We start from the raw sequence: 19,931 nt of genomic DNA on the forward strand, positions 1-19,931 counted from the left end.
AATTACTTATGATATGACCTTATATTTATAAAGGATTTTTTCTGCGCATTCGACCCCTTTGACATGTTCCGATTGCATACCTAGCTTCCTAGCAGCCTGCACATTGATCAAATTATCATCTAAAAAAAGTATAGAGTCTGCTGCCACGCCAAGCTCTCTAATAACGTACTCATAGACAGCTAAGTCAGGTTTTGCGATGCCAATTTGATGGGAAGCAAAATAACTATGAAAACAACCAGATAAGCCCATTTCATCCATGATGCGCCCCCAATGCGCATCATTTGTATTCGACAAAATAGCGCGGTGATAATTAGGTGGAATCCGTTCTATGAGTTGGCTTACGCCGCTGAACAAGCCTTTCGGCCATTTGACAAAAGCTTGCTTCAAGCCCTCTAACTCATCGGTGGCCCCCATCTCTAACCGCAGAGATTGAATGAAATCAGACAAGTTTATTTGACCAGTATCAAATGCCTTAACCGCAGAAGACTTAAGCCAGCGTTCCCACATAACGGCTTCATCTTGTGTATCAACCTGAAAGATCGCAGCAAAATCACTGATATCTCCGAGATCGACTAGTACATTCCCTAAATCAAATAGAACAACTTTGATTGCTTTCATTGGATAGGATCTCCTATCGTCCTCAAAACGATGCATTATAGGCTTAAAAATGGGTCACCTTTGTAGCGTGTCACCAAGCAATCTTGTTGCATCTGTTTGAGCATATTACAAAAGTCATCGCCATATGGTTTTGTTAGAAAAGGTCCCACAATCAGCTGATAATAGGTGTTCCCTTTAATCTCGGAGCGATTGATCAATGGCGCCGTATCGACAAACTCTTCTGGATACGCTCTACTAACTTTGCGCCATCCTTCACGCGCTAATTGTTTTGACGCGTAGGCGGCGATCTGGACGCCAAAATAGGGATAATCGAGATTTTTGCCTTCTTGTCCATAAAAGTCTGCCGTAACGGCTCCTTTTGGTGGAGCCTGATCAAACGGATCGATTTTGCCTCGATCTTTTTCACTTTCAACATTGCCGTCAGTTTCCTTGAGCATTGTTGACGCAGACTCTTCTTCACCCATTTGTGTCTGTTCGGATGTAGAATCGATCGAAGCAGGAGCATCATCAGCTTGCTCTGTTGTCGGCATATTGTCCGCTTGCATCATATTGTCTGTGGATCCAGACGCAGCATTTTGCTTTTCAACCAGTAATTTTATATCTGATTCTAATGCGAGGACTCGCTCTAACTGCGGTTTGATATTTTCCCATTCTTGTTGCTGTGCCTGCAGTGCGGACTGCAGTTGGGCATTTGTCATTGAAGTAGAATCGTCCTTTTTAGTGGCGCAACCAGCTAACAAAACACTGCCCACAATGGCGAAAAAAAACATATGTCTCATACAAGGACTCCCTATTTGAACCTTTAATACTACGACAGAATAAAGGTATTTGTCCCATAAACTAATGCGGCATACCGAGCCGCTTTACCTACAACAACCCACAAAAAAGCGCGTACCAAGCTCAACTTGGCGACACCTGCCACCAAACAAAGTGCGTCTCCAATCAGCGGCAACCAGCTAAACAACAAACTCCATTGCCCATACCGCACAAAACGTTGATGAACATATTGCAATCGAGTGGGCGAAACAGGAAACCAGCGACGGTCTTGAAAATGTAAGCAATAGCGCCCCAACCACCAGTTCGTCAAACCGCCAAGCGTGTTACCCATCGTGGCGAACACACAAGCCAAAAAGCTAGCGTCTGGATAAGTCAAAATAAATGCGATGACAGCCGCTTCTGAGCCACCGGGTAAAAGTGTAGCGGCAAAAAAAGCGGATAAAAACAGAGCCCCTAACTGCGGTAGAAGATCCAGCAATGGCTCGATCAATCGCTTGTCGTGGGTTTAGATGATATTTCAGACGTGCCGAGAATGAGTTTAGCCATTACCCAAGCAGAGGCGTAACAAATATACCCTGAGAACACAATATCACTCAGAAAGTGCCCTCCTTGTAACACACGAACACCGCCCACAAATAATCCCAAGAAAATGCCAAATGTTAACCACAAACGGCTTTTAAGCACCCACCCAAGCGCAATAAAAGCGAAGCCCATCGCCGCATGCCCACTTACAAAAGAACAGTTCCGATCACACTGATCTGAGATGACCCAAGCTGGCGAGAAGCTCTGCTCTCCACCCAACTGCACTACATCACGAGGCCGCGCTCGATCCCAGTTGTCTTTAAAACCTGTATGAACAATCAACCCTGGGCCAATCAATAGAAATGCCAACATAAAATACCATTTACGTCGGTTACGCTTGTTCCAGTCTGGTGCGGCTTTAAATAACGTCATAACACTCAACCACATCAGCACAGGCAAGATCACGATGGGCATTTCCTTAAATAGCCAATAAACGAATTTAATAAAAGGCATATCATTGGCAGGAAAGCGCTCAGTGACAGGGTCATAAAACCAAGAGGAGACAGTTATATCAATGTTTGGCCAACCTAAGAAAACGATTAAACACACAACAAAACTTAAGGCCCCATAGCCAAACGGGAAAGGTCTTTTCATAGCAAATCATCTGATAGTTTTTGTAATAAAGAGGTATTCTTACACAGCCTAATGCACTGGTCATCCCCTAACTATATAGTGCAAACATTAACATAGTATGAATTTCATGCACGTCAATTTAGTCTTCGTGAAATGTTAACATTCTCCAGCTAGAGTGTAGCCACATCATGATGCCATCTCGGCACTAAACAAATACAATACAGCCTAACATCGAGAATATTCAGGCCTCAAATTTGCATGGCTGTTTTATTACTTAATCATTAAGGGATCCTTTTATGCCGTTTGATGTTCCAACTGAACTAGACTCCCTATATCAGCACATAGAAAAAGTCATCCTTTCACGGCAGCACCCTGTAACAGGACTATTTCCGGCCAGCACTAGCATTAATACTCACGGTGATTATACCGATGCCTGGGTCAGAGATAATGTGTACTCAATACAGGCAGTTTGGGCACTGTCATTGGCCTATAAACGCGCTTCAAACCCTCACAAGCGGGCCCACGAATTGGAATACGCCTGCATTAAAATGATGCGCGGCCTGCTGTTTGCCATGATGCGTCAATCCCATAAAGTTGAACGCTTCAAAATGACCCTCGCCCCAGGGGACTCTCTTCACGCCAAATACGATACTAAAACAGGACTTGAAGTTGTTGCCGACGATGCCTGGGGACACTTGCAAATTGACGCGACCAGCCTCTACTTGTTAATGCTTGCACAAATGACCAAGTCTGGCAGCAAGCTCATTTACTCCGAAGATGAACTGAACTTCATACAAAACCTGATTTACTACATTTCCAGAACATACCGTACCCCTGACTTTGGAATATGGGAGCGAGGCAACAAAGTTAATAACGGTAAAGCTGAAATTAATGCCAGCTCTGTTGGCATGGCCAAAGCAGCATTAGAAGCACTAGACGGGCTAAACCTATTTGGTGTTGATGGTCCAGAATGGGCGGTGGTGCACTCTTTTGCAGATGCCGTCACTCGAGCTGGTTCGGCCTTGGAATCACTACTCCCTAAAGAGTCTCGTTCAAAAGAAGTCGATGCAGCGCTTCTAAGTATTATTAGCTTCCCTGCGTTTGCCATTAACGACGAGCAGCTCAAGCGTCGTACTCGCCAAGAAGTCATAGATAAGCTCGGCGGGAGCTACGGCTGCAAACGCTTCCTGCTTGATGGTCACCAAACGGAACTCGAAGACCATAGCCGCATTTACTACGAATACAATGAACTGATTAACTTTGAACACATCGAATCCGAATGGCCGTTGTTTTTTACCTATCTTTATATTGATCGGCTATTTGCAAGAGATTGGGAAGGTGCAAATTATTACCGCTATAAACTAGAGTCTCTGATGGTAGAGCATGATGGAGAACAGCTACTGCCAGAACTTTATTATGTCGAGAAAGAGAATATCCTCGCTGAGAAAGCAAACCCCGGATCCCAACCTCGCGTGCCAAATGACAACGTGCCGCTAGTTTGGGCTCAAAGCCTCTATCTTGTTGGCCGAATGCTTGATGATGAGTTAATCACTACCGATGACTTAGATCCACTGGGTTTACATCGCAAGCAACATAACCGAAAAAGCGTCAATATCTCGATGGTTGTATTGGCAAAAAACAGTAAGATTAAGCAACAGCTACTTGACGCAGGGTGCTTATGCCAAACCGTCGATGAGATCGCACCAATACAAGCAATCAGTTCAGAACAATTGATTTCTCTATATGGTAACGTCGGGGTGTCAAAATCGCTTGGCCTAAGTGGACGCCCAAGTCGTGCATTACATAGCCTTGCGATTGCTCAACCCTACGTAGTCAATGATCAACGCTGCTTGTGTTTAGCATGGTTTCAAAATGAAGACCGAGATTATCGTAAAACAGATCCAGCTTTGTTTGAGCAACATATTCGCAATGAGCTGTCGATCATTTCTCAGTACTGGTATTACCCAGCGAATGCTGTTTTTTCAATTCTGATTGATGAAGCACTGGCAGAAATGAGCGGTGCTAACGAGCTTTTTGACTTCATTCGTCGTTTACAAAATCGCGAATTTAATGAATATCGAGTTGTCCCACAATCCGCTAAAAATGCATTTAAGTCCGGAAGTCGACGCCAAATAAATTTCGATATGCCCGACGGTAACGAATTAGGAGCTCGCTTACCTGTCTATGAAGCCGCATGGCCACTTTCAACAAGCACCGAAGCATCGTTAAGCGCCATCAATGAACTATCAACAGACGCTTTGGTCGAGGCCCTGTCACAACAACCTTCATTGCCAGATGCAACCAAAATATTACTGGAGCTAGGCCAGCGAGGGGAACTCGATCGTGACATTCAGCAAGAGGACTCTTCGGTCAGCGTTAAACATATCCTATATTCTGTCTATACCAACGCGCTTATTCATCGCAATTGGTTAAGTGCAAGGTCTTTGTTTTCTCTAATGATCCACCCGACCACAGATATGGCAACGCACGTCGCTGAAATTACCGTTCGCCAACGTGTTCTTGTAATTGGCGACCATCCTAAAAATCAAACCAGCATTTCCACCCCGCTAACTGGTGAAGAAGTCTTTGCAGTATTTAAAAGCCATTCCACAACAGGTTTAGCACAAGTTATCTACCAAGAGCTGCTGGCGATCACTGGTACGCTGCTAAAAATTCACCCTGAGTATTTCAGCAGCGTTCGTACCATACGCCTGCACAATCTCGCTTTTCTGTGCGCCTATGAAATGAATGAAGCGAGTGATGGTTCTCCAAAATCGATTGTGGACGTTTTGGCGACAGCGTCCCCTATCGAACTTTATGAGACCCTAAAAGAAGTGCTAGTGGAAAAACATAAAGAATTCACACATGTAGTATCGAGTGTGAAATATCACCAACGTGTCGACAGTGCCGAGGGGAAAGCGAGCGATATAGACTGGCTTGAATGGCGAACAGGGCAAGGCCTCATTACTAAAATGCCAGAAGAAATGCTCTTAAAGCTTTGGGAAAGTCTTAATCAAACTGACCGCATTGTATTCGGTGATCTACAAAGTAACACCGTCCTTGAAAGTAAAAGCACCCTCAGTTCTATGACACCTGGCGAAGATACCTTTGCATTACTGATCGAATCTTTAACATCGGATATAACCCCTAGCTGGTACAAATGCCTTATTTTTGAAGGTCTTTATGCTTTTATTCAATTCTGTGAGCAACATCCCAAAGGAAACTTTATCGATGAGGTTAATTTACCGCTTTTAGTTTCCAAAGCGGCGATGGATCATGTAAAACAGTATAAGAATGCTCATCCCGAGATGAGTAGCTACGATATGGCGCTGGACGAATTTGCACAGTTAACACCCAATAAGGTCAATTACTATTTAAGCTGGGCCGTTACAAAATTACATAGCCAGCAGCGCATAAAACCTAATGATTAGAACATGGTTGGAGAAGTAAATGGATCTTCTGAACGACGTCATCAACGCACGCTGTTCCGACCCTTTTAAATGTCTAGGGCTTAAGCCAAATGCTCAAGGTAAAGGACGAACACTCACTGTTTGGCGCCCTAACGCGACCGCCATTGATGTTTTAAAAATTGACGCAGAAGACGTCATTGGCGCCATGGTCGCTACAGGGCCTCAAGGCTTATATCAATTAGCTTGGCCAAGCAATCTTCAAACAGACCACTATCGACTGCGTATTAGTTATGGTCAAGACACTTTCACGATCGTCGATCCATATCAATTTCCTGAAACAACCTTTCATGACCCAGAACATCACAGCGCCACACTTTACAAAAAAGAAGGCGCGATTCACGCATCTGCCAAGGTATCAGATTCATTGACGATCGACGGTACTCGTTTTGGTGTGTATGCACCAGCGGCTCGATCTGTCGCGGTCATTGGTGATTTTAATGGTTGGGATGGTCGTATTCACCCCATGTCCAGTAATGGTGATGGGGTTTGGCGTCTGTTTATACCAGACGTCAAACCAGGTGCTTGTTACAAATTCGAAATTAGGGCGGCTAACGGCGATTTACTTCCCCATAGAACAGACCCATTCGCAACAGCAATTCAACAATACCCCTCCTTCGCAAGTGTTGTTTGTGCACCGGACACATATGAGTGGCAAGACACTGCTTGGACAAGTCGCCCCGTTGAAGACATCTATGAACAGCCGATGAGCATCTATGAAGTGCATCTAGGGTCGTGGCGCAAACACATGGATGGCTCGTCACTTAGCTATAGCGAACATAAAGAACAACTGGTGCAGTATCTCATTGACATGAAATACACCCATGTAGAATTAATGCCAGTCATGGAGCATCCCTTTGATGGCTCTTGGGGATACCAGCCTATCGGATTGTTTGCCCCAACCTCGCGCTACGGCACGATGGATGAGTTTAAAGCACTTGTAGATGCGTTACACCAAGCTAATATTGGTGTCATCATGGATTGGGTACCAGCCCACTTCCCGACTGACAGTCACGGATTAGGCAATTTTGACGGATCAAAACAGTATGAATACCCTGATCCGAAAAAAGGCTGGCACACAGAATGGAACTCTTTGATTTATGATTTCGGCAAAGACCATGTCATCGATTATTTGATTAGTAATGCTAACTATTGGCTGGAAGAGTTCCATATCGATGGTTTACGTGTTGACGCTGTAGCCTCTATGCTCTACTTGGACTACTCGCGCAAAGATGGTGAATGGGTACCCAATGTTGATGGTGGCAATCAAAACTATGAGGCCATTACCTTCATTCGTCGACTAAATGAGACGGTGTATCTCAATCACCCTAGGTGCTTCACGATTGCTGAGGAATCAACAGCTTTTCCAGGTGTATCGAAACCCACGTACATGAACGGTCTAGGTTTTGGTTTCAAATGGAACATGGGGTGGATGAATGATTCACTGGAGTACATTAGCAAAGACCCCATCTATCGCCAACACCATCAAGGTGACCTGACATTTTCCATGGTATACGCCTTTGACGAGCAATTCATTCTACCCATTTCACATGATGAGGTTGTGCACGGGAAAGGCTCAATGATTACCAAAATGCCGGGAGATGCTTGGCAAAAATTTGCGAACCTACGAGCCTTTACCAGTTATATGTACTTTCATCCTGGCAAAAAACTCAATTTCATGGGTAACGAATTAGCGCAGGGGTTAGAGTGGAGTCATGAACGCTCGCTGGACTGGCACTTACTGGATATCGAGTTTCACCAAGCACAACAAAACGTGACTCGGACGCTAAACGGTTTGTATAGAAGCGAGCCCGCTCTGCAACTGGATCACTCTCCGAGTGGATTTGAGTGGATCAGCTACGACGATAATCAGAACTCGATTATCGCGTTTGCCCGAAAAGCCAAAGGCTCTGCCGAGCATATTATCGTCATCGTAAATTTCACGCCTACACCTCACAATAATTACCGTCTCGGTACCCCCGTGTCAGGTTCTTATAAATTGGTTTTCAATTCCGATGATAAAGACTTTGCAGGCAGCGGTTACGAGGTTAGCAAACAATACGAAACGACCCCAAAAGAGAGCCATGGTCGCCCACAATGTATTGACCTTCAAATTCCGCCAATGGCCGCAATAGCACTGAAGTGGACCCCGAGTAAATGATCGACAAGGAGCACTCAATGACTCAATGTAAGCAAACCTCAGTTGGCTTTCCTTTGCCATTGGGTGCTTCGGTCACCTCTCAAGGTGTCAACTTTGCGGTATTTTCTAAGAATGCTCAGCAACTTTACTTATGTCTTTTTAACGCTGAACACGAAGAAGTAGACCGCCTCCCTTTTACTGAGCGCACCGATAATATTTGGCACATAGAAGTCATGGGGTTAAAGGAAGGACAACTATATGGACTGCGAGCAGACGGTTTGTTTGAGCCGCAAAGCATGCATTTTTTCAACATCAACAAGCTTCTTATTGATCCTTACACAAAATCCCTTAGCTCTGGATTAACCTTTCATTCTGATCAAATTTCTCTGACCAATGCTGGCACTCCAGACACACAAGACTCAGCGCACTGTGTACCGAAATCTATTGTTCGAACCGTTGAGCCCAAACCGCATAAACGACCAACCGCCCTATCTGGAAACCATCGCTGCGTGTATGAGATGCACATTAAGGGGTTTAGCCAACAGCTTGATATTGAACCACGGCTTCAAGGAACTTACCTTGGAGCGTGCAGCGAACCAGCTATCCGACATCTAAAGCAACTAGGAATTACTACGATTCAGCTGCTCCCGTGTTTCGCCTTTGCTGACGAAATACACTTAATGGAAAAAGAGCTCACTAACTATTGGGGCTATAATCCAATTAACTTCTTCACGCCTGATAGTCGCTACGCAGTTAACGATGCTGTCGATGAATTTCAAACAATGATTGCGAACTTTCATGAGGCTGGCTTCGAAGTCATTATTGACGTGGTATACAACCATACCGCCGAAAGTGAATTAAACCACGGCACTACCTGTTATCGGGGGTTAGACAATGCCGTTTACTATCGTCACAACCAAAAGCAATACTTAAACTATACTGGCTGCGGAAACTGTGTCGACACCTATCATCCTGCCAGTATACGCTTGATCTGTGACAGTATGCGCTACTGGGTCGATATCATGGGGGTAGATGGCTTTCGATTTGACTTAGGTGTTGATTTGGGGCGCGAAGCCCATGACTTTTCTCCAAACGCGCCTTTGCTTCACGCCATACTGCAAGACCCGATACTGAGCAAAACCACACTTATTATGGAACCTTGGGATATCGGGCCAAATGGATACCAAGTCGGTCAATTTCCAAATGGTTTTATGGAGTGTAATGATAAATACCGAGACACCGTAAGACGATTTTGGCGGGGTGATAGCGATGTAGTGCCGGAATTTGCCACGCGAATTATGGGCTCGCGCGATGTGTTTCATAAAGGTCACAAAAGCGCGCTCCACTCAGTGAATTACATTACTTATCACGATGGTTACACGTTGCGTGATCTCGTCTCTTACCATGACCGTCATAACCTTGCTAATCGGGAAAACAACCGTGATGGACATGGCGATAACATCAGTCAAAACTTCGGTGTTGAAGGCGAAACAGAAAACACTGACATTTTAGAAAAAAGACTAGTGCAGCAGCGATGCTTTATTGCAACACTGCTACTCAGTCAGGGAACGCCTCACTTCCTCGGGGGAGACGAGCTCTCTAACAGTCAACAAGGTAATAACAATGCGTATTGCCAAGACAACTCTATTACTTGGCTCGACTGGCGGGTCTCAAAAGAGCAACAAACTTTAACTCAAGATATCAGTACTTTGCTTGCTTTGCGTAAACAGTATCCGATTCTCGCTGAGGCTTTTCTACCTGATGATCCACTTTATCATCACAAGACATCAGATCATATCGAATGGTTTAACGCATCGGGACAACCTATGTCCGCAGAAGACTGGAGCACATCAGATCAAACATACCTATCCTTGACGTTAACAGACGGCAAAACAAACACTAAATTGTGGCTTATTTTTTATCGTGCAGATAAACAACAATTCGTAACACCTCCATCTGAGAGCCGCATCGATACATTGCTATATTCTACAGGTGGGTATAACTTATCTGATCAAAAGTTAACATTAGAGACTCGCTCAGTGTCGCTAATTGCGCTAAAGTGACAAGAGTATTATAAAAAATGGGCTCAAATTTAGAAGTATTGAGCTGCAATAACTAGTGAATGATAGGAACAATTTTGTGGCCGAAGTTACTGTCCCCGATTTTAAGAATCTGAACCAATCAGATGAAAAAAAGTCTGACTCAAATTCAAACAAGCGCGTATTAATCATCGAAGATATCGGTGAAATGCGCTTAATGCTTAAGTCTCTAATGACTTCATTAGGGTATAGCAAAATCGATATAGAGCCTTCGGGTCAAGCTGGTCTGAAGCGAATCATGGATGGACGCTATGACATTGTGTTATCTGATTTCAATTTAGGTGGCAGTGTTGACGGCCAACAGATCCTAGAAACCACTCGCAAAACCTACTCGCTCGATCATTCCACCATATTTATGATGATCACAGCCGACACAGCCTATGAAGCCGTCGTCAGCGTGCTCGAATACCAACCAGACAGTTATCTGGTTAAACCTTTTCCTCCTGAAGCGTTTATTCGTCGACTTGGTCGAGTGATAAAACAGAAAAAATCCTTCGAAAAACTCAATCAAGCACGTAAAGTCCAGCAGTGGGATGAGGTGATCAGTGAAGCAAAAGCCATCATGGCACACCATAAGCCATACGAGAACTTATGCCTAAAATCGATTGGTGAAGCGCTCTACGCTAAAGGTGAATACAAAGCGGCTAAAACGCATTACATGCTTATTACGCAGAAGCACAAAAATTTAGCGTGGGCCTATTATGGCATTGCCCAATGCGAAATGGCGTTGGAGTCCTATGCAGGCGCAGCAAAAAATTTAGAAACCACCATAAACCTAAGCCGACACTTTCTTTCGGCTTACGATTTGCTCGCCGATGCACACGAAAAGCTTGGTAACTTAGAAGCAGCGCAACAAGCTTTGCGTACCGTACTCGAAGTCTCCCCACGCTCTGCCGAGCGTAGTAAAAGGCTAGGAGATATTAGCTCTGAGCTCAATGACTGGAGCTCAGCTGAACAAGCCTATTCTAGGGTCATTCGATTATCTCGTGACACAGCGGACGAGAATGTCGAGATGTATTACGACCATTTGCAATCCATCACTAAGCTGATCGCCAGTGGCGCGGAGAGTAAATCCTTAAACGAGAAATTTAAACGAGCTTTAATACGCCTGCGAATCATCGGTAAAGCAAGCCCAGTCGCCGTAACCAATTCATTTCGTATTGAAGTGCAGCAGTACGTTACGCGTAACCACTTAGGAGAAGCGGTGAAAACGTGGCAGACATGGCACCGGCTCATAAAAGAAGGTAAAGCATCGCCCCTCACCCAAGCTCAAGAATTAACGCTTAAAAAGCGCCTTAAGCTGCTATAAAAGACCATTATATGACCCAGCAACACCCCTATGGAGCCTTGACACCAGATACCGTAATTAATGCTGTCGAGTCTCTAGGCCTTTACTCTGATTTCCGTCAGTATCCATTGAATAGCTATGAAAATCGAGTTTACCAAGTCGGTATAGAAGACAGTACACCTCTTATTGTGAAATTTTACCGTCCGGGACGATGGACGCCAGCCCAGATACAAGAAGAACACGATGTCCTTGCCATGCTTGACCAACAAGGGATAGCCGTTGCAGCACCAATGACCTTTGATGGCAAGACTTTATTCGAGTACAACAACTTTCACTTCAGTGTGACCCAAAAGCTAACGGGGATGCCACTCGAAGCAGGCGATCTTGATCAGCTCTACGCAATCGGCGAGCTTGTGGGTCATTTGCACCATCAGACACAAACATGGACCACCCCAAAACGCCCTCTTATTGAGCCAAAGGTACGTACTCTCACCGCAAGCAAATTGGTTGAAAACTGTCCCTTTTTACCGAAAACATTAGTCGCACGCTATCGTCAACTGGCTCAACAGCTCATTGAGAAAATGACTATCACTGAGCAACGCTGCCCAACGAATAGACCGCGATTTATCCATGGCGATTGCCACCGTAGCAATCTACTTAATTGTGAAGGCACTCTGACTCTATTAGATTTTGACGATTGTAGAATGGGACTTGCGATACAGGATCTATGGCTACATGTGTCGGAGGCTGATACCAAACAACAGCAGTTAAGTGAACTTATTGAAGGCTATGAAAACTATCACCCATTTGACACTCGTGAACTCGATTTAATTGATGTATTCATGGCAGAACGGCACATCGCCTATACTGCTTGGATTGCGGAGCGTTGGCAAGACCCCGCTTTCCCTGCAATCTTCCCGCACTTCAAAGGTGAGGACTTTTGGTTGCAACACCTCAATGATCTCGACGACATCTTAAAACAGTGGGGACAATGGCGATAGTTACCTCATTACGATATACATCATCACTGATGATAGACGGCGACTTCGACTAGGTTATTGTCTAAGTCGTTAAAATACACAGATTGCATAACACCTTGGGGCGTTGTTTTGGTCGTCGGTTCGGCTAGCAACTTAATATTCTCTGAGGTTAAATGCTCAACCACTTCTTCCAGTGCCCAGTCACTCACCAAACAAATATTTCCTGCCCCTTCAAGTGGATGATGACGCATTTCCTGACCTAAGGTTTGCAAGTAAATAGACTGAGTCCCAAAACTGATGAAACGTTGACCGTCCTCCAATACCCCAGGCACCATATGCAATGCACGCTGGTAAAAAGCCACGGACTGTTCGACATCTGATACCGTCAACACAATATGATTAAAGCGACTTATCACACCCTACACCCCACCATAACATTATGTTTAAACCGACGAACTGCTTGTCTCAAAGACATCAACAAACAAGCTCTCCAAAGTATGCTCATTCGCTACGAGCTTGTCTTTTGTCTTCCTAGGTAGCTGCTTAATGCGATATTCAAGACGCATAGCCATTTGCTTATCATCAACCGATGCAACCCATACAAGCTCCAATGGTGCTTTGCCCCTTAGATATCGGGCGCTTTTTACACCTTGGCTTGCATGCTCCCGAAAACGCCGCTCTACGTCTGTTGTCACACCAGTGTAGAGCGTATTTTTATGCGTTTTAATCATATACACAAACCAGCATTTTGCCATATACCGATACGACTCTTAAAGCGTTTCAATCGCGTAAGTTTCGCATCTCGTGCATAATTTTTCTATGCATCTCGACCAGCAGAGTTAAGGTGTTTGCTTTGTTTTGCTCAACATAGCGCTCGTGTGAAGAGATCCCTAAATCTTTTAATACAGACTCATCACACTTCGCTAACTGTTTCCTTGTTTGATAATTCAATACACTTCCTCTTACTGCTTCAACCAATGCTATGAATATCATCTTTGCTCTCCTTACGTTCGTTAACGACTTTAGTAGAGATACGATAAAGCGTTTACTAAGGAGATTGCAGAGGCAGACTACAACAAAAGTTACCATACAGATTGCAAATAGATCACCTGTATGGCGCACAAACTCGCAATCTGTATGGTCAAATCTAATAACAGACTCTCTATAATCGTAACTGTATCAATTCAAAGGATTCATATTATGAGTTTGTATGCTGAGCTGGCGGACCGCCTAAGGGAGCACATAGAACATGGTTTCTATAAGCCTGGTGACAAATTACCGTCTGTACGTCAACTAGCGACGGAACACGGGGTCAGCATATCAACGGTCCAAGAGGCTTACCGTACACTGGAAACCGAGCGTCTAGTTGAAGCCAAGCCAAAGTCTGGATACTTTGTGCCAAGCCAACCTCATAATGATAATTTGCCGCATACTTCACGCCCTCCACAGCGACCATTGGACGTCTCCCAATGGGAGCAAGTCCTTAACTTACTCTCCAATCGTCCTGCTAACACACGCATTCAATTGCAGCACGCAGCCCCCGACATGACGGTAAGCACATTGACACCTCTCCTAAAGTCCCTGTCAGACTTGCATCGCCAACATCCAGATTGGGGCTTAGGGTATGGAGACATTCGCGGGCATATTGAGTTGCGTGAACAATTATCACGACTAGCCGTCGCGTCAGGCTGCCAATTACATCATGATGACGTGGTGGTCACATCCGGATGCCAAGAAGCGCTTTCTGTCTGCTTAAGAGCGGTCAGTGCGCCGGGCGATATTATTGCCATTGAATCACCATGCTTTTATGGCGCAATGCAAGCGATCAAAGCTGCAAATCTCAAAGCGCTTGAGATTCCAACTCACCCTGAGCACGGCATCAGCTTAGAAGCTCTACAGTTGGCCCTCGACCAATGGCCAATCAAAGCGATACTAGTCACTCCAACGGCAAATAACCCGTTAGGCTACGTTATGCCCGAAGATAAAAAGCAAGCGCTGTATAAGTTAGCCCAAGAGTACGATATTGCTATTATCGAAGATGACATCTATGGTGATTTAACATACGAATTTCCACGTCCAAGAGCCATTAAAGCCTTTGATGAAGATGGCCGAGTACTATTATGTTCTTCATTTTCCAAAACCGTAGCACCGGGAATGAGAGTTGGCTGGATCGCGGCTGGTCGATACCGAGATCAAGTGACTCACATAAAATACGTCAGCAGCTCAATGTGTCCAACGCTATCCCAAATTGCCTTGGCGAAATTTTTACGATTAGGAGGGTATGATCGCCATATCCGCAAGATTCGCAATACCTATGCCACCAGCCGAGATCAGCTCCTGCAAGCGATAAAGATACACCTACCCAACGCTACTCGAGTGACGTGTCCAGCCGGAGGCTTTGTTCTTTGGGTAGAGTTCCCCCCCGAAGTCGATACAACGAAATTAACGGAGCAAGCTCAAGAGCACGGTGTCGCCATTGCGTCAGGATCTTTGTTCTCAGCGACTGGAAAATATCGTAGCTGCTGCCGTTTAAACTATTCGGACCAAACAGCCGAATTACGTACCGAAGGGATAAAAATTATTGCGCAACTTATTAAGGCAGAACACCCTAACCTCTTTTAGCACATCATATGATGCACGGAGACTGTCTGCTGTGGGGTTAGTGTAGAGGTTTTACAAGGTAGGATAATTTCAGGTTGTCTGACTTTGGAATTCCCATTTTCATATGTTTAGGAAATGCCTCTTGATAATCAATCAGTTCAAAGCCACGTTTCGTCAAATACGCTAATGCCTCTTCTCTTGGGGATAACACAGAGGTAGACATAAACGTTACGCCCAGCTTATTGCGGCAGGAGCTTTCTATTACATCCAATGCCGCACTCCCGATGCCTCTTTTTTGAAAGTTAGGGTGAACAGCCAATGATGTGATATTTGCTTCATTCGCAACGACGCTTGCATGGATTACAGCAATGATTACACCGTTTCGTTGATGTACGTACATCACACTTCCAGTATCTCGTATGAAGTTTCGAACGACACCAATACTTAAACGATTACCGTCAACCCAAGCGGCTTCATCTGTCCAGCTTTGGTTAGCCCGATACGCTGTATTTATAAGCTCCAAGACATCATTAGCATCCGCTAATTTCGCTGTTCTAAACACTAATTGCTTGGAACGCATCTCCTCTCCTTACTGAATGTCATAACAACCCAACATTAAAGGTAGAAAGAAAAATACAAAAGTCACCGTATAGATAACCCCCTCTCAAATTATCCTCATTACCTACTCATTTAAGCAATATTTCACCTACTTCGACTAAAGTCTCAATTCTTCTTTACAAACACGCTGCTACATTGACCATGCAAATAAAAATAACAAAGGAGATCTATCGTGTCAGATCATACTCAAAATCAAGAGAATTATTGGAAGGCGAATGTCAGATTAATCTTTGGCTGCTTAATTGTATGGGCGTTGGTTTCATATGGATTTGGCATATTGCTACGGCCATTACTGGCAAACATAGAGATTGGCGGAACAGATTTAGGATTCTGGTTTGCGCAGCAAGGTTCGATCATTAGTTTCATTATCTTAGTGTTTTTCTACGCTTGGCGCATGAATTCACTCGATAAAGAATTCGGGCTGGAGGAGTAATCAGGATGAGTCAATTTACCATTAACTTATTGTTTGTCGGTGCGTCATTTGCTCTGTATTTTGGTATTGCAATCTGGGCACGAGCCGGCTCTACCAAAGAGTTCTATGTGGCTGGAGGCGGTGTTCACCCAGTCATGAACGGTATGGCGACAGCAGCAGACTGGATGTCTGCGGCATCTTTTATCTCCATGGCGGGCCTGATTGCCGCAGGTGGGTATGCGAACTCTACATTCTTAATGGGTTGGACTGGAGGTTATGTATTGCTCGCTATGCTACTCGCTCCGTACCTACGTAAATTTGGCAAATTTACGGTACCCGACTTTATAGGAGACCGATTCTACAGCCGCACCGCACGCCTCGTGGCAGTTGCCTGTTTGATCATTGCATCAGTAACGTACGTCATTGGCCAAATGACAGGCGCTGGGGTTGCTTTCTCTCGCTTTTTAGAAGTTGAGAACAATACTGGATTGATGATTGCAGCGGTCGTTGTCTTCTTCTACGCCGTACTTGGCGGTATGAAAGGGATTACATACACACAAGTTGCGCAATATTGTGTACTTATTGTTGCTTATACCATTCCTGCGGTTTTCATCTCATTGCAGCTAACTGACACCTTTATCCCAGCAATTGGTTTATTCTCTGAGCATACACAATCAGGTATGCCGCTGCTTGCGAAGCTCGATGAAGTTGTACGTGAGCTTGGCTTTAGAGATTACACCGCTGACGTCGACAACAAACTTAATATGGTACTGTTTACCCTATCTCTGATGATCGGTACTGCGGGTTTACCACACGTTATCATTCGCTTCTTTACCGTGCCCAAAGTAGCCGATGCTCGTTGGTCAGCTGGATGGGCGCTTGTGTTTATTGCATTACTTTATCTTACAGCGCCTGCGGTTGCATCGATGGCTCGCCTCAACCTCATGACAACCATTTACCCTGAAGGTCCAACGTCGGAATCCATCGAATACGCCGAACGTCCTGACTGGATCAAAACATGGGAACAAACAGGTCTCATTAAGTACGAAGATAAAAACAATGATGGTCGTGTTCAATTTTACAATGATACGCCTTCATTTAACGATGAAGCCACTGCTCGCGGCTGGGCAGGTAATGAACTTACGGTAAACCGAGACATCTTGGTCTTAGCAAACCCAGAGATAGCCAACTTGCCGAGCTGGGTAATTGGATTGATTGCTGCGGGCGGTTTAGCGGCTGCGTTATCCACCGCAGCAGGTCTTCTCCTCGCCATCTCTTCTGCGGTCAGCCATGATTTGATTAAAGGATCTATTAACCCAGACATCACAGAAAAAGGAGAATTGCTGGCCGCTCGAATATCAATGTTTGTCGCGATTATTGTCGCGACCTACTTAGGTATGAATCCACCCGGTTTTGCCGCGCAAGTCGTCGCGCTTGCTTTCGGTATCGCTGCTGCATCAATCTTCCCTGCGCTCATGATGGGTATTTTCTCAAAACGAGTAAACAGTAAAGGAGCCGTCGCCGGCATGCTGGCTGGCTTAATATCCACGCTGGTTTACATCTTTACTTACTTGGGTTGGTTCTTTATCCCTGAGACAAATATGCTAGCCAATACACCTGATAATTGGTTATTCGGCGTATCTCCACTTTCATTTGGTGCCTTGGGTGCTGTAATTAACTTTACGGTTGCTTTCACTGTGTCCAACATGACTGAAGATGTACCCGAAGAAATCCAAGAATTGGTTGAAAGCGTTCGTTACCCAAAAGGGGCCGGTGGCGCTGTTGATCATTAAGCAATATAAGAAAGCTAGCCCGTACGGGCTAGCTTCACTCTCTTACAACAATAATAAGGTGACTCTATGCTTTGGGAACTGATTGCAACAGTATGTGCTGGTTTAGCGGGAGCTGGCATCGCATTGTTTATTCGCAAGCTTACGCTAAAAAAAGTACCCAAATGGTTTGTTCCGACCCTAGCGGGACTCGGCATGATCGGCTTTCAAATTCAAAGTGAATATTCTTGGTACTCACATCAAGCCAGTTTGCTGCCAAGCGGTGTTGTCGTTGTCAAAACCGTTGAAGAAACAGCACCATGGCGCCCCTGGAGCTTTTTTTACCCACAAACCACGCGCTTTATCGCAGCGGACATCAGTAATGCCGCTCAGAACAAAGTCAACCAAGACGTATATCTAGTGGATTTATACTTCTTTGAACGCCGCTTAACGGCTAAGCGCGTCACCCAAGTGATACATTGTAGCGCGAACGCTCGGGCGAATTTTACTAGCCACCTCAATATTCCACCCGGCAACACCACATCATCTAAAGAGTGGCATCCACTTCCCTCAAATGACCCATTGCTAACGGCTATCTGTGCGCAGAAGACCTAGAAAATCGAATGTCTCATACGACATAAAAATATAGGCGCATGAGGCTTTTTCTTAATCAAGGCTTTAAAATTAAAGATTAGTTTTTCTCAACTATATGGAGATTTTATATCGTTTGTGCAATATAAAGCCCAGATATAAAATTAACTTACAAAATCATTCATATGAGAGGAAAACATTATGCGTAACCCATCTATTAAAGAACTGTTAGACAACGTTGACACTACTTACTTAACTGAACAAGATAAAGCAATTATGCTTGCTCAAGCAGAAGCTTCTCAATACGCACTTAGCGTCGTTAAATCTGCTACAGCATGGGCTAAGAATGTTGTGGTATCTCTTGCATCTGTACTAAAACCTGTTAATACCGCTCACTCGTAATAACTCAGTCTCCTTCTTAAGGTTGCGCGCGCGAAAATAACACAACAATGCGCCGTCCTTGAGACTCATCCATCCCCCCCCTATTTCAACGTTCGTACACTACAGATATAAAAAAGAGCCACTTGCAGATATAAAAAAGAGCCACTTGGTTACCCAAGCAGCCCTCTTTAAACAAACCCTAAGGTATGTATTTTAGTGTTGGTGACCACCTTCACCGTGTACATGTCCATGCTCTAGCTCTTCAGCACTCGCTTCGCGAACATCAACCACTTCCACTTCAAAGCTCAAAGACTTGCCCGCTAACGGATGATTACCATCCAGCATTACACCATCGTCTTCAACACCAATGACTGTCACGGGTTGTTGACCGTTTGGCGTTTGCGCCATGAACTGCATGCCCACTTCGATTGAATCAACACCTTGAAAATTCTCATGCGGTACTTTTTGAATCAGCTCTTCATGAACTGGACCGTAGCCTTCTTCAGCAGACACTTCTACTTGCATCGCATCACCCGCTGCTTTGCCTTGAAGCGCATTGTCTAGGCCTTCAATAATGTTCTGTGCACCACTTAGAAATACTAATGGTTCTTGACCAGCAGATGAATCTAACACTTCACCGTTTTCATCTTTAAGGGTGTAGTGCATGCTGACTACTGTGTTTTCCGCAATTTGCATTCTCTTCTCCTAACGTTGTCTCGGGAACGAGTGCTTGATAAAAGCAAAATCGTGTTTGCGTAACACCGCCACATCACGAACCCTTTATGTAAGTGGCATAATGGTAACGAAGCCATAAACGGATGACTACCGTGAAGAGCATTTTTCCGGAAATTAGTAGGCTATTGGTCGTTATTAAGGCAATTCTCTTAATATATGACGTATTTTGACCATTTATCTCCATTACGACATAAAATCCCCTGTTTACTGGCTGAACAATTTCGTCGATAAGTTGTATTCTGAAGATCAAAAAGTCATGTTGCACACGACTAACGTCTAAGAGATCTAGGACTCCGCTGT

At 44.7% G+C, this 19,931-nt stretch carries 19 protein-coding genes; 10 read left to right on the forward strand and 9 right to left on the reverse strand.

What is annotated here, in order from left to right:
- Positions 1–6 precede the first annotated feature (6 nt).
- The 4 genes from DN730_RS12330 to DN730_RS12345 are packed head-to-tail and all read right to left on the reverse strand — an operon-like array spanning position 7 to position 2,571.
- Positions 7–618 carry an HAD family hydrolase gene (locus DN730_RS12330; protein WP_115468445.1) on the reverse strand — a complete coding sequence of 204 codons (612 nt, stop codon included), beginning with the start codon at positions 616–618 and terminating at the stop codon, positions 7–9.
- Positions 619–653: 35 nt separating this feature from the next.
- Positions 654–1,397, reverse strand: a complete 744-nt coding sequence (locus tag DN730_RS12335; RefSeq protein ID WP_115468446.1) for an SPOR domain-containing protein — start codon at positions 1,395–1,397, stop codon at positions 654–656.
- Positions 1,398–1,426: 29 nt separating this feature from the next.
- Positions 1,427–1,885 (reverse strand): YqaA family protein, encoded by a 459-nt coding sequence (locus DN730_RS12340; protein ID WP_245957958.1) that lies wholly within the window; start codon positions 1,883–1,885, stop codon positions 1,427–1,429.
- Complete coding sequence (locus tag DN730_RS12345) at positions 1,882–2,571, reverse strand: phosphatase PAP2 family protein (RefSeq protein ID WP_115468447.1); 690 nt, start codon at positions 2,569–2,571, stop codon at positions 1,882–1,884. Before DN730_RS12345 ends, DN730_RS12340 begins: the two co-directional genes overlap by 4 nt.
- A gap of 275 nt (positions 2,572–2,846) precedes the next feature.
- Between DN730_RS12345 and DN730_RS12350 the strand changes: the two genes are divergently transcribed.
- The 5 genes from DN730_RS12350 to DN730_RS12370 all read left to right on the forward strand — a co-directional run bounded on the left by DN730_RS12350 (position 2,847) and on the right by DN730_RS12370 (position 12,545).
- Positions 2,847–5,981 (forward strand): phosphorylase b kinase regulatory subunit alpha/beta, encoded by a 3,135-nt coding sequence (locus DN730_RS12350; RefSeq protein ID WP_115468448.1) that lies wholly within the window; start codon positions 2,847–2,849, stop codon positions 5,979–5,981.
- A 19-nt stretch (positions 5,982–6,000) separates the two neighbouring features.
- Positions 6,001–8,178 (forward strand): 1,4-alpha-glucan branching protein GlgB, encoded by a 2,178-nt coding sequence (glgB, locus tag DN730_RS12355; protein WP_115468449.1) that lies wholly within the window; start codon positions 6,001–6,003, stop codon positions 8,176–8,178.
- 17 nt (positions 8,179–8,195) lie between these two features.
- A complete protein-coding gene (gene glgX / locus DN730_RS12360; protein WP_115468450.1) occupies positions 8,196–10,220 on the forward strand; it encodes a glycogen debranching protein GlgX in 2,025 nt (674 codons plus the stop codon).
- A 76-nt stretch (positions 10,221–10,296) separates the two neighbouring features.
- Positions 10,297–11,565, forward strand: a complete 1,269-nt coding sequence (locus DN730_RS12365; RefSeq protein ID WP_245957959.1) for a response regulator — start codon at positions 10,297–10,299, stop codon at positions 11,563–11,565.
- A gap of 11 nt (positions 11,566–11,576) precedes the next feature.
- Positions 11,577–12,545 (forward strand): serine/threonine protein kinase, encoded by a 969-nt coding sequence (locus DN730_RS12370; protein ID WP_115468451.1) that lies wholly within the window; start codon positions 11,577–11,579, stop codon positions 12,543–12,545.
- A 23-nt stretch (positions 12,546–12,568) separates the two neighbouring features.
- Here DN730_RS12370 and DN730_RS12375 read toward each other — a convergent pair whose 3' ends face one another.
- Genes DN730_RS12375 through DN730_RS12385 form a run of 3 tightly spaced genes read right to left on the reverse strand, consistent with a single transcriptional unit; the run spans position 12,569 to position 13,517 of the window.
- Complete coding sequence (locus DN730_RS12375; protein ID WP_115468452.1) at positions 12,569–12,940, reverse strand: VOC family protein; 372 nt, start codon at positions 12,938–12,940, stop codon at positions 12,569–12,571.
- Between the two features lie 27 nt (positions 12,941–12,967).
- Positions 12,968–13,279 carry a GIY-YIG nuclease family protein gene (locus DN730_RS12380; RefSeq protein WP_115468453.1) on the reverse strand — a complete coding sequence of 104 codons (312 nt, stop codon included), beginning with the start codon at positions 13,277–13,279 and terminating at the stop codon, positions 12,968–12,970.
- Between the two features lie 25 nt (positions 13,280–13,304).
- Complete coding sequence (locus DN730_RS12385; RefSeq protein ID WP_115468454.1) at positions 13,305–13,517, reverse strand: YjiS-like domain-containing protein; 213 nt, start codon at positions 13,515–13,517, stop codon at positions 13,305–13,307.
- A 207-nt stretch (positions 13,518–13,724) separates the two neighbouring features.
- On the opposite strand from DN730_RS12385, the gene DN730_RS12390 reads away from it, so the two are divergent.
- Entirely contained in the window at positions 13,725–15,146 is a 1,422-nt protein-coding gene (locus DN730_RS12390; protein ID WP_115468455.1) for an aminotransferase-like domain-containing protein, read from the forward strand.
- 37 nt (positions 15,147–15,183) lie between these two features.
- Here the strand turns inward: DN730_RS12390 and DN730_RS12395 are convergent, their stop codons facing one another.
- Complete coding sequence (locus tag DN730_RS12395) at positions 15,184–15,705, reverse strand: GNAT family N-acetyltransferase (RefSeq protein WP_115468456.1); 522 nt, start codon at positions 15,703–15,705, stop codon at positions 15,184–15,186.
- A gap of 210 nt (positions 15,706–15,915) precedes the next feature.
- Here DN730_RS12395 and DN730_RS12400 point away from each other — a divergent pair, with 210 nt between their 5' ends.
- The 4 genes from DN730_RS12400 to DN730_RS12415 all read left to right on the forward strand — a co-directional run bounded on the left by DN730_RS12400 (position 15,916) and on the right by DN730_RS12415 (position 18,917).
- Positions 15,916–16,176 carry a DUF4212 domain-containing protein gene (locus DN730_RS12400; protein WP_115468457.1) on the forward strand — a complete coding sequence of 87 codons (261 nt, stop codon included), beginning with the start codon at positions 15,916–15,918 and terminating at the stop codon, positions 16,174–16,176.
- Positions 16,177–16,181: 5 nt separating this feature from the next.
- Complete coding sequence (locus DN730_RS12405; RefSeq protein ID WP_115468458.1) at positions 16,182–17,948, forward strand: sodium:solute symporter family protein; 1,767 nt, start codon at positions 16,182–16,184, stop codon at positions 17,946–17,948.
- 66 nt (positions 17,949–18,014) lie between these two features.
- A complete protein-coding gene (locus DN730_RS12410) occupies positions 18,015–18,539 on the forward strand; it encodes a hypothetical protein (RefSeq protein WP_115468459.1) in 525 nt (174 codons plus the stop codon).
- Positions 18,540–18,716: 177 nt separating this feature from the next.
- Positions 18,717–18,917 carry a hypothetical protein gene (locus tag DN730_RS12415; protein ID WP_115468460.1) on the forward strand — a complete coding sequence of 67 codons (201 nt, stop codon included), beginning with the start codon at positions 18,717–18,719 and terminating at the stop codon, positions 18,915–18,917.
- A 192-nt stretch (positions 18,918–19,109) separates the two neighbouring features.
- Here the strand turns inward: DN730_RS12415 and DN730_RS12420 are convergent, their stop codons facing one another.
- Positions 19,110–19,592, reverse strand: coding sequence for an FKBP-type peptidyl-prolyl cis-trans isomerase (locus tag DN730_RS12420; protein WP_115468461.1), 483 nt, complete (start codon positions 19,590–19,592; stop codon positions 19,110–19,112).
- Between the last annotated feature and the right edge of the window lie 339 nt (positions 19,593–19,931).

It is taken from the genome of Marinomonas piezotolerans, from assembly GCF_003362755.1.
Taxonomy (GTDB): Bacteria; Pseudomonadota; Gammaproteobacteria; order Pseudomonadales; family Marinomonadaceae; genus Marinomonas; species Marinomonas piezotolerans.

Excerpts from the sequence above, each read along its gene's own strand:
- glgB (WP_115468449.1), top strand. The coding sequence starts at position 6,001 with ATGGATCTTCTGAACGACGTCATCAACGCACGCTGTTCCGACCCTTTT.
- DN730_RS12385 (WP_115468454.1), bottom strand. The coding sequence starts at position 13,517 with ATGATATTCATAGCATTGGTTGAAGCAGTAAGAGGAAGTGTATTGAAT.
- DN730_RS12330 (WP_115468445.1), bottom strand. The coding sequence starts at position 618 with ATGAAAGCAATCAAAGTTGTTCTATTTGATTTAGGGAATGTACTAGTC.
- DN730_RS12410 (WP_115468459.1), top strand. The coding sequence starts at position 18,015 with ATGCTTTGGGAACTGATTGCAACAGTATGTGCTGGTTTAGCGGGAGCT.
- DN730_RS12395 (WP_115468456.1), bottom strand. The coding sequence starts at position 15,705 with ATGCGTTCCAAGCAATTAGTGTTTAGAACAGCGAAATTAGCGGATGCT.
- DN730_RS12415 (WP_115468460.1), top strand. The coding sequence starts at position 18,717 with ATGCGTAACCCATCTATTAAAGAACTGTTAGACAACGTTGACACTACT.
- DN730_RS12380 (WP_115468453.1), bottom strand. The coding sequence starts at position 13,279 with ATGGCAAAATGCTGGTTTGTGTATATGATTAAAACGCATAAAAATACG.
- DN730_RS12420 (WP_115468461.1), bottom strand. The coding sequence starts at position 19,592 with ATGCAAATTGCGGAAAACACAGTAGTCAGCATGCACTACACCCTTAAA.
- glgX (WP_115468450.1), top strand. The coding sequence starts at position 8,196 with ATGACTCAATGTAAGCAAACCTCAGTTGGCTTTCCTTTGCCATTGGGT.
- DN730_RS12350 (WP_115468448.1), top strand. The coding sequence starts at position 2,847 with ATGCCGTTTGATGTTCCAACTGAACTAGACTCCCTATATCAGCACATA.
- DN730_RS12405 (WP_115468458.1), top strand. The coding sequence starts at position 16,182 with ATGAGTCAATTTACCATTAACTTATTGTTTGTCGGTGCGTCATTTGCT.
- DN730_RS12370 (WP_115468451.1), top strand. The coding sequence starts at position 11,577 with ATGACCCAGCAACACCCCTATGGAGCCTTGACACCAGATACCGTAATT.
- DN730_RS12345 (WP_115468447.1), bottom strand. The coding sequence starts at position 2,571 with ATGAAAAGACCTTTCCCGTTTGGCTATGGGGCCTTAAGTTTTGTTGTG.
- DN730_RS12335 (WP_115468446.1), bottom strand. The coding sequence starts at position 1,397 with ATGAGACATATGTTTTTTTTCGCCATTGTGGGCAGTGTTTTGTTAGCT.
- DN730_RS12390 (WP_115468455.1), top strand. The coding sequence starts at position 13,725 with ATGAGTTTGTATGCTGAGCTGGCGGACCGCCTAAGGGAGCACATAGAA.